The following is a 12,595-nucleotide window of genomic DNA, read 5'->3' on the forward strand; positions in this document are numbered from 1 at the left end:
CCCAAATCAGGCACTGCAGTTATGTTTAGAGCATGAACCGCCGTGCTTACCCATCGGACGTCCGTGATGAGGAATGGGCTCTGGTGCTGCCCTATTTGACCCTCGCCCCGCTGGAAGCACCCCAGCGCAAGTACGACCTGCGCGAAGTGTTCAACGCCCTGCGCTGGATGGTTCGAACCGGTGCTCAGTGGGACTACCTGCCCCACGACTTCCCACCCCCCCATATCGTTCAGGCGCAAGCCTACCGCTGGATGAACCGGGGGGTCTTCGAAGACCTGGTACACGACCTGCGCATGACCCTGCGAATGCTCCAGGGCAAAGCCGCCCATCCCAGCGCTGCCATCTACGATGCTCGCACCCTACAGTCCACCCCGCAAAGTGGGGAGCGGGCCGGATACGATGGGTACAAACGACGCAAGGGAAGCAAAGTTCACCTGGCGGTAGATACCCTGGGGCATCTGCTGGCCCTGGTAGTAACGGCGGCCAGTGAACAGGAACGGGCCCAGGTGGGAGCCCTCAGTCAACAGGTGCAGGAAGTGACGGGGGAGCAGGTGGAAGTGGCCTTTGTGGATCAGGGTTACACTGGGGAGGAAGCGGCACAAGCGGCAGAGGCGGAAGGCATCGCCCTGTGTGTGGTCAAGGTGGAAGGGGCCAAACGAGGATTCGTGCTGCTGCCGAAGCGTTGGGTGGTGGAACGTTCGTTTGCCTGGACATCCCGGTTTCGCAGGCTGGCGCGAGACTATGAGCGGCTGGCTGAGACCTTGCGAGGTTGGCACTGGTTGGCTTTTTCGATTCTGATGACAGCGAAAACTGTGGAGCTTTTACGAACAGCTAGTTAGCAGGCTCTAGAGGGGCCTCGAGCCGCCTCACATCCACCCGGTTGGCCCCCGAAACCAGGAGCAGGTAGGGCCTGCCGCTCCTGGCCCCCCGAAAAACCAGCGACTTGACGATCTGGCCTACCGCACAGCCCACCGCCGCGGCGGCTTCCTGGGCGGTGCGGGTAGAGGCCGATAGCTCCTGCACCTGCAGGTGGGCAAAGCCCCGCTGGTTCAGGGCTTCCTGTACTTTCAGGGCGCTGGGGGATAGTTTCATCGGGAAAGCTCGTGCAGAATGCCGCAAAGCAGGGCGGTACGGGCTGGTATTTGGGGAATATAGACATTCTCACTGAGCTGGTGAGCGGCTTCGCCGAACAGGCCCAGCCCGTCCAGGGTGGGCACGCCCAGGGCGGCGGTAAAGTTGCCGTCGGAGCCGCCCCCGACCCGCCCAGGGCCGAGCTGCAAGCCCAGTTCAGCCCCGATGCGCCGGGCCATCTCGAAGAGCTCGAGCGAGGCCGGGCTGGGCTCCATGGGGGGGCGGTTCAGGCCGCCCTCCACCGAGAGGGTAGCACCCGGTAGCACCGGCTCCAGGGCCTTGAGCGCCTTTTCGACGCGCTCCGCCTCGGCCATCGTCCAGACCCGCAGGTCGATCTCCACCCAGGCGGTGGCCGCCACCACGTTGCTGGTGGTGCCCCCCTTGATCACATTGGGCCCCAGGGTGGTGCCCTGCTCCCAGTCTTGCAGGGCCACAACTTTGAGTACCTGGTGGGCCAGCTCGACGATGGCGTTGATCCCTTTCTCGGGCTCGACGCCCTGGTGGGCGGGTTTGCCGTGGGCGGTGAGGCGGTACTGGCCCACCCCTTTGCGGGCTACCTTGAGGTCGCCGTTGCCCATGGGGGCTTCCAGCACCAGCACCAGATCGTTGCGCAGCGCACCGGCCTCGATGGCCGCGCGGGAGGCCATGGAACCTACTTCTTCGTCGGGGGTGAAGAGCAGCTCGAGGGTGGGCAGGCCCAGCCCCAGGGCCCGGTTGGTGCGCAAGGCCCACAGGAGCTGTACGATGTTGCCCTTCATATCGTAGACGCCGGGGCCGTAGGCCCGGTCGCCCTCAATCTTCCAGGGCACGGCAAAAGCCCCCACCGGGTGCACGGTGTCGAAGTGGCACAGCACCAGCACCTTTTTGCCCGCGCCCGGGATGTGCACCCTTAGCAACGGGCCGTTGGGGGTTTCTTCGCGCTCGAGGCTTCCCAAAGGCCCAAACTGTGCCGCAATCCAGTCGGCCACTTTAGCCAGGCCGGGCAGATCGTGGGAGGGGGCCTCGAGGGTTACGATGGCCTCGAGGTCTTGCAGGATGGCCGGAAGTTGGGGCTGCAGGTACTCGATTGGTTTCACGGGCCCATACTACTGTGTGGGGCAGCCCAGGGGAATCTTTCTGTTATCCTATTTCGGTGTTAGCATCTCGCCCCGAGATCAAGTCCCAGCTCAAAGCCGCCATCGCCCAGGCCCTGGAGGCCCTGGGCCTGCAGGAGTGGCCCGAAATTGTCGTGCAGGAAACCCCGCCGGACAAGGAAGGCGACTACGGCACGCCAGTCGCCATGAGCCTGGCCCGCACCCTGCGGAAAGCCCCGCCCCAGATCGCCGCCGACCTGCTCCAGAACATCCAGCTCCCCGCCTGGGTTCGGCGCCCCTTTGTGGTGGGGGGCTACTTAAATTTCGAACTCGAGCCGGCCTTTCTGGTGCAGGCGGCCACCCTGCCCATTGCGCCGTTTCCCAGGGCCGCGGGTAAGGTGCTGCTCGAGCACACCTCGGTCAACCCCAACAAAGAGCTGCACGTTGGACACCTGCGCAACATCTGCCTGGGGGATTCGCTGGCCCGCATACTGCGCTTTGTGGGCCGCGATGTAGAGGTAATGAACTACATCGACGACACCGGGCGGCAGGCCGCCGAGAGCCTGTATGCTTTGCAGTATTTTGGCCTTACGGAAGCCCCCGCCCAGACCAAATACGACCACTGGGTGGGGGAGGCCTATGTGCGGCTGCACCAGGCCATGGAAGACCCTGAGCAAAAAGCCCGCATCGAACAGGGCGTGCAATCCACCCTCCACCGCCTGGAGGCGGGCGAGCTGCGCGATGCGGTAGACAAAATTCTGCGGGCCCAACTGCAAACCATGTACCGCCTGGGCGCCGAGTACAACGCCCTGGTCTGGGAGTCCGACATCGTGCGGGAAGGGCTGCTGGGCAAGGCCATGAAAATCCTGGAAGGCTCGCCCTACGTTGCCCGTCCTACCGAGGGCAAGTATGCGGGGGCCCTGGTCATGGATACCAGCGCTTTCATTCCCGGCCTGGAAGACCCCTACCTGGTGCTGATCCGCTCCAACGGCACCTCCACCTATACCGCCAAGGACATCGCCCTGCAGTTCTGGAAGATGGGCCTGCTCGAGGGCCTGCGCTTCGTGACCTACGATACCCAGCCCAGCGGGGCGCCCCTGTACAGCACCCACCCCGAAGGCGTACCCCTGCCGTTTGGTGGGGCCAGCGAGACCATCAACGTGGTGGATGCCCGCCAGAGCCACGCCCTGCGGGTGGTGCAGGCCTCGCTCGAGGTGGAGGGGCGGCCCGACCTGGCCGAGAAGTGCTTCCATCTGGCCTACGAGACGGTGCTGCTCGAGGGCCGGCAGATGTCCGGACGCAAGGGCATCGTGGTCTCGGTGGACGAGGTGATGGACGAAGCGGTCAGGCGGGTGCGGGCGGTCATCGCCGAGAAAAACCCCGATCACCCCAGCCCCGAGGAAGCCGCCGAGCAGATTGGGGTGGGGGCGGTGCGCTTCGCCATGCTTAAAACCGAGGCCAAAAAGCAGATCGACTTCCGCTACGACCAGGCCCTGAGCTTCGAAGGGGATACCGGCCCTTATATCCAGTACGCCTACGCCCGCGCAGGCTCGATCTTGCGCAAAGCCGAGGAGCAAGGGGTTATCCAGGAAGCCCCCGACTTCACCCAGGCCACGCCTTACGAGGTGGCCCTGGCCAAGACCCTGCTGCGCTTCCCCGAGGCCGTGCAGGATGCCGCCCGCAACAAAGCCCCGCACATCGTGGCCCAGTACCTGCTCGAGCTGGCCGCGGCCTGGAGCAGCTTCTACAACGCCAAAACCCCCGATGGCCGGCCGGCCACCCCGGTGCTTACCGCGCCCCCGGGGCTGCGCGGGGTGCGGCTGGAACTGGTCAAAGCCCTGCGCCAGACCCTCAAGCAGGGCCTGGGCCTGCTGGGCCTGGAAGCCCCCGAGATTATGTAACGTTACTGGGCGCGAAGCACCACCCGACAACCACTTTCGCCCCGGCTGCCGGACTGCCCCTGGCTGTACAGGTTGGCCTCCCCGCGCAGGGCGCCGTTGACGGCGTTCTGGTACTGCTCTTCCAGCAGACAGACGATGAGGGCCTGCCCCACGGAAATATCCAGACGCACTGTGCGGCCCACATAAGTCAGACGAAAAGCCCAGTCGGCGGGGAGCGGGTTGCCGCTGCGGTTCTCCACGATTGTGGCTGTGCCGGAAAACCCGCTGCTCTCGGCCTTACTGAAGGCAAGGTTCCAGGCTACATTAAACGCCTCGAGCCGCCAGACCTGACCCATTACCGGCTCTTTGCGGGCTTCTTTGAGCCAGGTGGGGGCTCCGGCGGCACCTGAAGTACCGCTGCTGGCGCTGCCCAGGCTGGCGCTGCAGGGCACGCCGGCCAGCACGACCGTTCCCTTGCCGTCGGGCTGAATAATACAGGTAAAGGGCGAAGCGAAGCTCGAGGCTGTGGTGGGGGCCTTAAAGTCGAAAACCAGCACGTTTTTGTAGTTGGTACCGGGCAGGGTGTCGGCAAAATAGACGACCTGGGCGGGCCGGGTGTCCACGCCCTGGGCCTGGGCCTCAAAGACCCCACCCTGGGCAGTGCCCAGCCGCACGTTCCAGGTGAAGCGCTGACCCTGGGCCTCGAGGCTGAAGTTCCAGACCTGTCCTGGCTCGAGCCGGGGCGGCCAGTTGGGGTTTTGCGCCAGGACAAAGCCGAAGGTTGCCAGAAGAAGCAAAATTTTTATCAGCGGCATACTTGCTGGATTGTTTCACGGCCAGGTGCGTTGCTTAGGTTTATTCATCACAACTGGGCACGGACTAAGCTTAACGCCTAACCCCTCTACCAGGACAGAGGTGTTACGTGGATGTGCATTTTGCACACGGGATTGGTTTTCACCGTGTTACCCTGCATGAGAGGTTTAACGAAGGAGTTCACGCCTTGAGAAAAGGAGGTAAGAAACAAACGACCAAGCAAGATGGCTCGAGCCATCTGGTGGTATCTGTTTTCTGGCAGGGCTTGCGAAAACAACCCCGCGCAGATTTGGCCTTGGCGGTATATTCTAATGCCCTCATAGTACCCCGCACAACCTGCGGTTGTAGCCGGCATGGTCTTTGCGCCGGGATTTTCGCTACCGGGTTTTGGGCTATGCGCCCGTATTACCTGGGCCCCCAAGGGATTTGCAAGGAGCAAGTGCATGAATAAACCTGGAGGATCCATCCAACTTAAGCTATGGGGCCCGGCCCGGCTGGAGTACCAAGGCCGCGAATTAAAGCTCCAACGCAAGGGTCTGGCCATTTTGTATTACCTCGCCCTGGAAGGGGCTACCCGACGCGAAGTACTGGCGGATCTGCTCTGGGGCCACTCGGCGGCCTCGCAGAACCTGCGGGTTGAGCTGCACCGCCTGAGTCAGGCCCTGGCCCCCTTGGGCTACACTTTGTTTAAAGCCGGTGAAGACCCCTTGCAACTCCCGCCTTTCGTGACCCTGGATCGCACCCCGGCGCCGGGGGCGCCCATGGAAGGGCTGGAGGATATCTCGGTGGAGTTCAGGGCCTGGCTCGAGGGCCAGCGTTCACAGCTTATGGCTAGTAGCTCCGGCATGGTGGGGCGCGAGCGTTTGGTGCAGGAGGTGGCCTCGCAGATCATTTTGCCCTCGGTGCTGATTCTGACCGGACGGCCTGGTTCTGGACGCACGGCCTTTGCTCAGGCCCTGGCCAAAGCTCTGGGGATGCCCTTTCTGGAAGGCCCTCGAGGGGGAGGTAAGGCCCTGCACTACCTGCGCCCCCCCTATACAGATGTCTCGATAGAGCGCATCCTTACCGACCGGGACGGGCTGTGGGTGGTGGAACGCTCCTCTTACGGTGAAGACCCCAAGCTCATCCTGGAACTCAGGAGCCACTACCCCGCCGAGCGCACCCGCTATATCGCCTTACCCCCCCTATCCTGGGCAGAGGCCCGGGCTTCCATGCTCTCAAATCTTCCTTTTGCGCAGGCGGCGCGGCTGTTTTTGGCCTCAGGGGGCTCGCCCGGTCACCTGCGGGAGCTGCTGGCTGTGCCTCACAACGGCACCGAGATGCCCCTGCCCCAACGGGTGCGGGCCCAGGTGCAGCTCGAGGCCCGGATGCTATCGCTGGAGGCCCGGCTGGCCCTGGAGCGCCTATCGGTACATCCCGGCCCCTACAGCCAGGGCCTGCTGGATGCCCTCGAGGCCACGCCCTACCTGGATGAACTCGAGCGCCGGGGTTGGTTGGTTTATGCGGGACAGTGGCAGTTCTCCGACGATGCCAGCCGTCGGGTGCTGTACCTGGGGTTGCAGCCAGGCCGACGCCAGCAGTATCACCGTCAGGCTGCCCTGCAGTGTGCAATGGAGGAGCAGCGCATGGCCGAGGCTTACCACCGCCTGATGGCCGGGGACACCGCCGACTGGGGTACCTTTGTCAATACGCTACCCGGCTGGACGCGCTACGGCCTCAAGGCCTGGTTGGGCATGAATGAAGCCCTGCCAATGAAGCCCAGTATCAGTGAAGTGGCTAAAGGCAGCGAGCTGGCGTTACTGGAGGAGGCCCGCTTTGGTCAGGGCTTTGAGGTAGACGGACGCCATGTGCGCTGGGCACGTACCCCCTCCCTCAGCACAACCTCGGGTATTATCTGGGCTGCACACGACGAAGCTTCGTTGCTGCACCTCAAGGGTAACGCCTACGTAGAAAACCCGCTGGGGGTTGGTATTTCGGGTCGCGCCGCACCCCTCATGCTCGAGATTCAGGAGCCCCGCGAAGCCCGCGTCATTTTCCTTTCCGGCATCCAGGCTGGGGCCTTGGCCGATAATGCGCTGTTGCTGCCACTGCAAGAAGAACTTGATGTCTGGTTCCGGATACCTGCCGGGGCCAGCGTTCGTCTGACCAGCAGTGCCGAGAGCGGCCTGATCGATCTGGAAGTTACCTCCTACCGTATTGCTCCAGCAGCCCTGACCCAATCGGCCGCCAAAGTGGAGGCATACGAATTTTTTCGTAACGCGGTAGAAGCCGCGAGGAAAAGCTAAAGTGTTGCCTGCTTCGCAAAAAAGAAGGCAGTGTTCGTTTATTGCTGACCTGATTGAAGGCCAACCTGCTCGATCCAGGCCCTGAGCTTGCTGATGGAGAAGCGGCTCATCGAAGCGGCGTGCTCGCCATACACCAGGGTGGGCACACTGCGCTTACCGTTGTTGACCTTCATCACCAGCTCGGCTGCGCTGGGGTCTTGCTCGATATTGACTTCCTGGAAGGGCAGACCGAGGGTTGCAAGGGCTTGTTTGGCGGCGCGGCAGTCGGGGCACCAGGAGGTTGTGTACATCGTAATCATAGCCAGCCAGCAGTTTAGAGAAGACCTGGGCTACACAGTGTATTCTAGCTAACGTGCCATAGGGGAGAGGCGTGCCCGAACAATGGGCCATCCCAATACGGATCGAAGAATATCGCTAAAAGACTCTTCGTCGTGCGCAACAAGGTCGCCCCGGCTAAGGATTGGTATAACTGTATGCGGCCATGCCCGAACTACCCGAAGTGGAGACCACCCGGCGTATCCTCGAGCCCTACCTGCTGGGCCAGCGCATCCAACAACTCCAGCACCAAGACCCCGCCCGCTACCGCAACACCGAGCGGGCCGAAGGGCGCAGGGTGCTGGGTACTTCGCGCCGGGGCAAGTACCTGATCCTGCACCTGGACAAGAACCTGGAACTCATCGTGCACCTGGGTATGACCGGGGGCTTCCGCTTCGAGCCGCACCGGCACACCCGGGTAACCCTGCACCTGCCCCACCAAACCCTCTACTACACCGACCCCCGGCGCTTTGGGAAGTGGTGGGTGGTGGAGGCGGGTGACTACCGCGAGATTGACCTGCTGCGCCGCATGGGGCCCGAACCGCTCTCGGACGATTTCACCCTCGCGCACTTCCAGCAGGCACTCCGCACTGCTCGGAAAATCAAGGAGGTACTGCTCTCGCAAGAGGCGGTGGCGGGGGTGGGCAATATCTACGCCGACGAGTCGCTGTGGCTGAGCAGAATCCACCCCGAGCGGCCTGCTGCCTCGCTTTCAAGTCCCGAAGTCCGGCGGCTGTACAAGGCCATCCGGGAGGTGATGGAGCGGGCGGTGGAGGCTGGGGGCTCCACGCTCTCGGATGCGAGTTACCGGCAGCCCGATGGCGAACCCGGCTACTTCCAGTTCCAGCACAACGCCTACGACCGCACCGGCCAGCCCTGCAAGCGCAAGGGCTGCACGGGCCGGATTGCCAAAATTGTGGTGGGCGGGCGTGGAACCCACTTTTGCCCGCAGTGCCAGCAAAATAGCCGCTAGGATGCAGTTCAGCCAGACTTTTTCGGTAGCTTCCCCTGCTCGGCCAGGGTATTGGTCACAATCCAGGCCTCGGCCTCCTCGGGGGTTTTGACCCGGTAGACCTCGAGGCCGGTGCGCTTATCCACGATACCGTAGGCCTTGCTGCCCTTGAGGGGTTTGTACTCGTAAGGGGCCGACTGGAGGAAGGCCTCGAGGTTCACCCCCTCGCCCAGCATCTGGCGAAACCAGGCCCGCTGGGCCTGCTCGACCCGCCGGTAGCCCCAGTAGTTGACCAGGCCAAACAGGGCGATGAGCACAAAGAGGGCCAGAAAAACTGCAAGCCAGCTCATGGCCCTAGTCTAGTGTGTTATGGGCGGCTACAGCGAGGCAGTCGTTGGGTAGTATCATCATCTATATGAGCCAATTACACATTGTACTCCTTACCAATCCGTCGAACGCTCAACCGGTGGGAGGGGCCTGTTGAAGGTTCTACTGCTGGCCGGCGGCCCCCCCGGCGAACACGAGGTCTCGCTCTCCTCGGCGCGGGGGGTGCTGGCGGCCATGCCCCACCCCACCGAGCTGGCCGTGATGGCCAAAGATGGCGGGTGGCTGCTGGGCGAGGACGCGCACGAAGCCTTGCGGGCCGGCGTGGCCGAACACGGCACCCATCCCTTCCCGCCTCCCGTTCCCTGGCAACACTACGATGTGGTCTTTCCGCTGCTGCACGGCCCCCTGGGCGAGGATGGGGTGATCCAGGGGTTTTTACAGCTCCTGCGGCGGCCCTATGTGGGGGCGGGCGTGGCCAGCTCGGCGCTGTGCATGGACAAGGATCTCTGCAAGCGGGTGCTGCGCCAGGCCGGTATCCCGGTGGTGCCCTGGGTGACCCTGTACAAAGGCGAACCAACCCCCCAGCCGCCCTTCCCCCCGCCCTACTTCGTGAAGCCGGCCAACACCGGCTCCTCGGTGGGCATCTCCAAGGTCAAGGCCGACCAGGACGCAACTCGAGCCCTGGCCGAGGCTTTCGCCTGGGACGATAAGGTGCTGGTGGAGCAGGGCATTGAAGGGGTGCGGGAGCTCGAGGTGGCCCTTTTGGGCAACATTCACGCTGAGGCCAGCGTGGTGGGCGAGATTACCTACCAGGCCGAGTTCTACGACTACGAGACCAAATACACCGAGGGCAAAGCCCAGCTTCACCTGCCCGCCCCCATCCCCCCCGAACTCTCGGACGAGATTCGCGCCACTGCCATTGCGGCTTACCGCATTTTGGGCGTGCGCGGGATGGCGCGGGTAGACTTTTTCCTGTCGCCCCAGGGGGAGCTTTATCTCAACGAGTTCAACACCATCCCTGGTTTTACCCCCACCAGCATGTACCCCAAGCTCTGGCAGGCCACCGGCCTGGCCTACCCCGACCTGCTCGACCGGCTGGTGCGGCTGGCCCTCGAGCCGTGAGCCAGGCAACGCAACAGCCGCTCCTGGCTCACCTATAGGTCACTTCAATACCGATTTACCCGGTGGACTCGCATAACTCGTTTTTGTGGAAAAACCAATAAAAGCGCAATCAACAGGTTCGGGAGATACCTTTTTAGCATGGTATTTGAAGCCATAGTGCCCTCTTAGCCCAGGTGTTTGCACTAGCTAGGGTGGTTACGCGCTTTGTTGAGGCTCCGATAAAAAAACATCAGCACCAGGCCTACCCCCACAAGAATCAGGGCCAGCAACAAAACGTTTTGCCGAAGCACCTGTGAGGAAAAATTCAGAATAGTGGCTGTGGCCCACCAGCCAAACAGGATTGCAAACACGATAGCTGCACTTTTGGGGCCCCAGAAACCTCTCTGCTTTATGTGTAAAGCAATGCCAAGCAAGGCGCCTGCAGCCAGACTAAAAGCCAGCGAAAACCCAACCTCTGCCACCGGCCAACCTGGCAACCAAAGGCTTACCAACCAAGGAAGTGGAAACGCCAGCAACGCTATCAGGTAGTGAAGCCAGCGGGATGGAGAAACCGGTGTGCGAATCATGACTTTAGAAAGTTTTTAGTCTGAATTTCTACCCTGAGCGCGATGAAGTTGGTTCGCCAGGTGGATCGCACCGACTGTGGGCCGGCCTGCCTGGCCATGGTGCTGGGGTACTGGGGTCGGAAGGAACCGCTGTACCGGCTACGGACATTAGCCGGTACCACCCAGTCGGGCACCTCGATGCTAGGCTTGGTGCGTGCTGGTAGGCAGCTCGGCCTCGAGGTTCGGGCGCTGGAAGCGGATCTGGAAGTGCTCCAAACCCTAAAACCCCCTCTGGTGCTGCACTGGGAGTACAACCACTACGTGGTTCTGGTTCGCCTCACCCCGCGCAAGGTTCAGATTGCCGATCCCGCGGTGGGGTTGCGTTGGATTGGGCTCGAGGAACTGCAAAAGAAGTGGACGGGCAAGCTGTTGTGGCTTAAGCCGGGGCCTGCCTTCGAACGGGGCAACTTTGTGGGCAAGAGGGGAATCAAGGGCTTCCTGGCCCACCTGGCACATTTTCGCGGCACGGGTGGGGTGCTGCTGGAGCTCACCCTGGCCACCATCGCCCTGAGCCTTCTGGGCTTGGGTGGGCCTGTCTTGAGCCAACTGGTCTTCGACCGGGTGCTGACCTTCCGTGAGGAGAGTCTGCTGCCTTATCTGCTGGTGGCGATTTTCGCTCTGACCTTTTTCCAGACCTTGCTGGTGAGCCTGCGGGCGCACCTGGCTACCCAGCTCTCGATGCGCCTCAACTACCGGCTCAAACTAAGCTACCTGCACCATCTGCTGCGCTTGCCGCTGCGGACGCTCGAGGCCCGGCTGCCTGGCGACCTGCTCTCGCGGTTCGGCGATCTGGGCCAGGTTGAAAGCATCCTGCGCAACCTGTTGGTGGGATTGCCCCCGACCCTACTCACCCTGGTGTTGAGTTTTGTGTTGCTTTTCACCTACAACCCCAAACTGGCCTGGGTGGCGCTTCTGGTGGTTCCCATTCATCTGGTGTATCTGCTCTGGCTGGCCCCACGTTTGCGCGATAACAGTCGCCAGAGCCTGCGCAAAGGTGCCGAGGTTGATAGCTACGTGCTGGGGAGTCTGGAAGGGGTGACGGCCCTCAAGGCCTTGCGGGGAGAGGGATGGGCGCTGAGCCGAGGCCGAGACCAGATTGCCGGCCTGAACGACATTCTCTGGCAGGGATTTCTGCTCTCCAACTGGGGTGGGGCTTTGGTGGCCTTGCTGGGTGGGCTATTTAGCCTATTTTTGCTGTGGTATGGCGCCGGACTGGTCTTGCGCCACGAGCTGACCGTGGGCCAGTTGGTGGCCGCCTACGGTTTGGTACAGGGGGTCACGGCGGCCCTGGGTACCCTGAGCGGCACTGTAATGGCCATTCAGCAAGGTATTGTGGCCTCCGACCGCCTGGCCGAGGTGGTCGAACTCGAGCCCGAACAGGAACAAAAGAACGCCGTGTTGCGCCCCCTCGAGCGGGCCATTGCCCTCGAGCATCTCTGCTTTAGCTACCTGCCCCAGCGCCCCCTGCTCAAAGACCTGTGCCTGGAGCTGCCCAAAGGGAGCTACACCGCGATTGTAGGGCCCAATGGGGTGGGCAAGAGCACCCTGGGGGGGTTGCTGGCGCGGATGCTCGAGCCCCAATCGGGTCGTATTAGCTGGGATGGGCGGAACCTGGCCGAGCTTTCCCCCGATGCGGTACGGGAGCGGGTGGCGTATTTGCGCCAGGAGGTGCCCCTGTTCTACGCGACCCTGCGCGAAAACCTGAGCCTGGGGCACCCCCTGCCGGAGGAAAGACTTTGGCGGGTTCTGAAGCTGGTGGGCCTCATGCCTGCGGTACGGCGCTTACCCGAGGGGCTCGACACCGTGGTGGGTGGCGAGAGCCTCTACCGCTTCAGTAGCGGCGAGCGGCAACTGCTGGGGGTGGCCCGCGCCCTCCTAAGCCCTGCCGACCTGCTAATTCTGGACGAGCCCACTGCCACCCTCGACCCCGATAAGGAGCGCCAAATTGTCGCCTTGCTCCGGGCTTTGAAGGGTGAGCGTACCCTGCTGGTGATCACCCACCGGCCTGCCCTGCTCGAGCCTGCCGATCAAGTCTTCGCGCTGCAGGATGGGGTTCTGAAGCCCGTCGAACCGGTGTTGCAGGAGGTGTAGG

General features: G+C 62.7%; 11 protein-coding genes. 6 read left to right on the forward strand and 5 right to left on the reverse strand.

All coding sequences use genetic code 11. The annotated features are described in order from the left end of the window. The first annotated feature begins 32 nt into the window (after positions 1-32). Positions 33-839, forward strand: a complete 807-nt coding sequence (locus tag Q0X18_RS01030) for an IS5 family transposase (protein WP_119342530.1) — start codon at positions 33-35, stop codon at positions 837-839. Here Q0X18_RS01030 and Q0X18_RS01035 read toward each other — a convergent pair. Next, a complete protein-coding gene (locus Q0X18_RS01035; RefSeq protein WP_374707495.1) occupies positions 832-1,092 on the reverse strand; it encodes a YbaK/EbsC family protein in 261 nt (86 codons plus the stop codon). The genes Q0X18_RS01030 and Q0X18_RS01035 overlap by 8 nt on opposite strands. Then, positions 1,089-2,207, reverse strand: a complete 1,119-nt coding sequence (locus Q0X18_RS01040) for a M20 family metallopeptidase (RefSeq protein WP_297557417.1) — start codon at positions 2,205-2,207, stop codon at positions 1,089-1,091. Before Q0X18_RS01040 ends, Q0X18_RS01035 begins: the two co-directional genes overlap by 4 nt. Before the next feature lie 56 nt (positions 2,208-2,263). Here Q0X18_RS01040 and Q0X18_RS01045 point away from each other — a divergent pair, with 56 nt between their 5' ends. Further along, positions 2,264-4,105: an arginine--tRNA ligase gene (locus Q0X18_RS01045; protein WP_297557419.1), complete on the forward strand. Its 1,842-nt coding sequence runs from the start codon at positions 2,264-2,266 to the stop codon at positions 4,103-4,105. Between the two features lie 2 nt (positions 4,106-4,107). Here Q0X18_RS01045 and Q0X18_RS01050 read toward each other — a convergent pair whose 3' ends face one another. Beyond that, positions 4,108-4,899: a hypothetical protein gene (locus tag Q0X18_RS01050; RefSeq protein WP_297557420.1), complete on the reverse strand. Its 792-nt coding sequence runs from the start codon at positions 4,897-4,899 to the stop codon at positions 4,108-4,110. Between the two features lie 441 nt (positions 4,900-5,340). On the opposite strand from Q0X18_RS01050, the gene Q0X18_RS01055 reads away from it, so the two are divergent. Then, positions 5,341-7,182 carry a transcriptional regulator gene (locus Q0X18_RS01055; protein ID WP_297557422.1) on the forward strand — a complete coding sequence of 614 codons (1,842 nt, stop codon included), beginning with the start codon at positions 5,341-5,343 and terminating at the stop codon, positions 7,180-7,182. A 38-nt stretch (positions 7,183-7,220) separates the two neighbouring features. Here the strand turns inward: Q0X18_RS01055 and Q0X18_RS01060 are convergent, their stop codons facing one another. After that, positions 7,221-7,481 carry a glutaredoxin family protein gene (locus tag Q0X18_RS01060; protein WP_297557425.1) on the reverse strand — a complete coding sequence of 87 codons (261 nt, stop codon included), beginning with the start codon at positions 7,479-7,481 and terminating at the stop codon, positions 7,221-7,223. A 182-nt stretch (positions 7,482-7,663) separates the two neighbouring features. Here Q0X18_RS01060 and Q0X18_RS01065 point away from each other — a divergent pair, with 182 nt between their 5' ends. Then, entirely contained in the window at positions 7,664-8,470 is an 807-nt protein-coding gene (locus Q0X18_RS01065) for a DNA-formamidopyrimidine glycosylase (protein ID WP_297557426.1), read from the forward strand. A gap of 8 nt (positions 8,471-8,478) precedes the next feature. Here Q0X18_RS01065 and Q0X18_RS01070 read toward each other — a convergent pair whose 3' ends face one another. Continuing rightward, positions 8,479-8,799, reverse strand: coding sequence for a hypothetical protein (locus Q0X18_RS01070; RefSeq protein WP_297557428.1), 321 nt, complete (start codon positions 8,797-8,799; stop codon positions 8,479-8,481). Positions 8,800-8,929: 130 nt separating this feature from the next. On the opposite strand from Q0X18_RS01070, the gene Q0X18_RS01075 reads away from it, so the two are divergent. Together Q0X18_RS01075 and Q0X18_RS01080 are read left to right on the forward strand one after the other, a co-directional pair. Beyond that, complete coding sequence (locus Q0X18_RS01075) at positions 8,930-9,898, forward strand: D-alanine--D-alanine ligase family protein (protein WP_297557430.1); 969 nt, start codon at positions 8,930-8,932, stop codon at positions 9,896-9,898. A gap of 608 nt (positions 9,899-10,506) precedes the next feature. After that, complete coding sequence (locus Q0X18_RS01080) at positions 10,507-12,594, forward strand: peptidase domain-containing ABC transporter (RefSeq protein WP_297557432.1); 2,088 nt, start codon at positions 10,507-10,509, stop codon at positions 12,592-12,594. The last annotated feature ends 1 nt before the right edge of the window (position 12,595 follow it).

Source organism: Meiothermus sp., from assembly GCF_026004075.1.
GTDB lineage: Bacteria > Deinococcota > Deinococci > Deinococcales > Thermaceae > Meiothermus.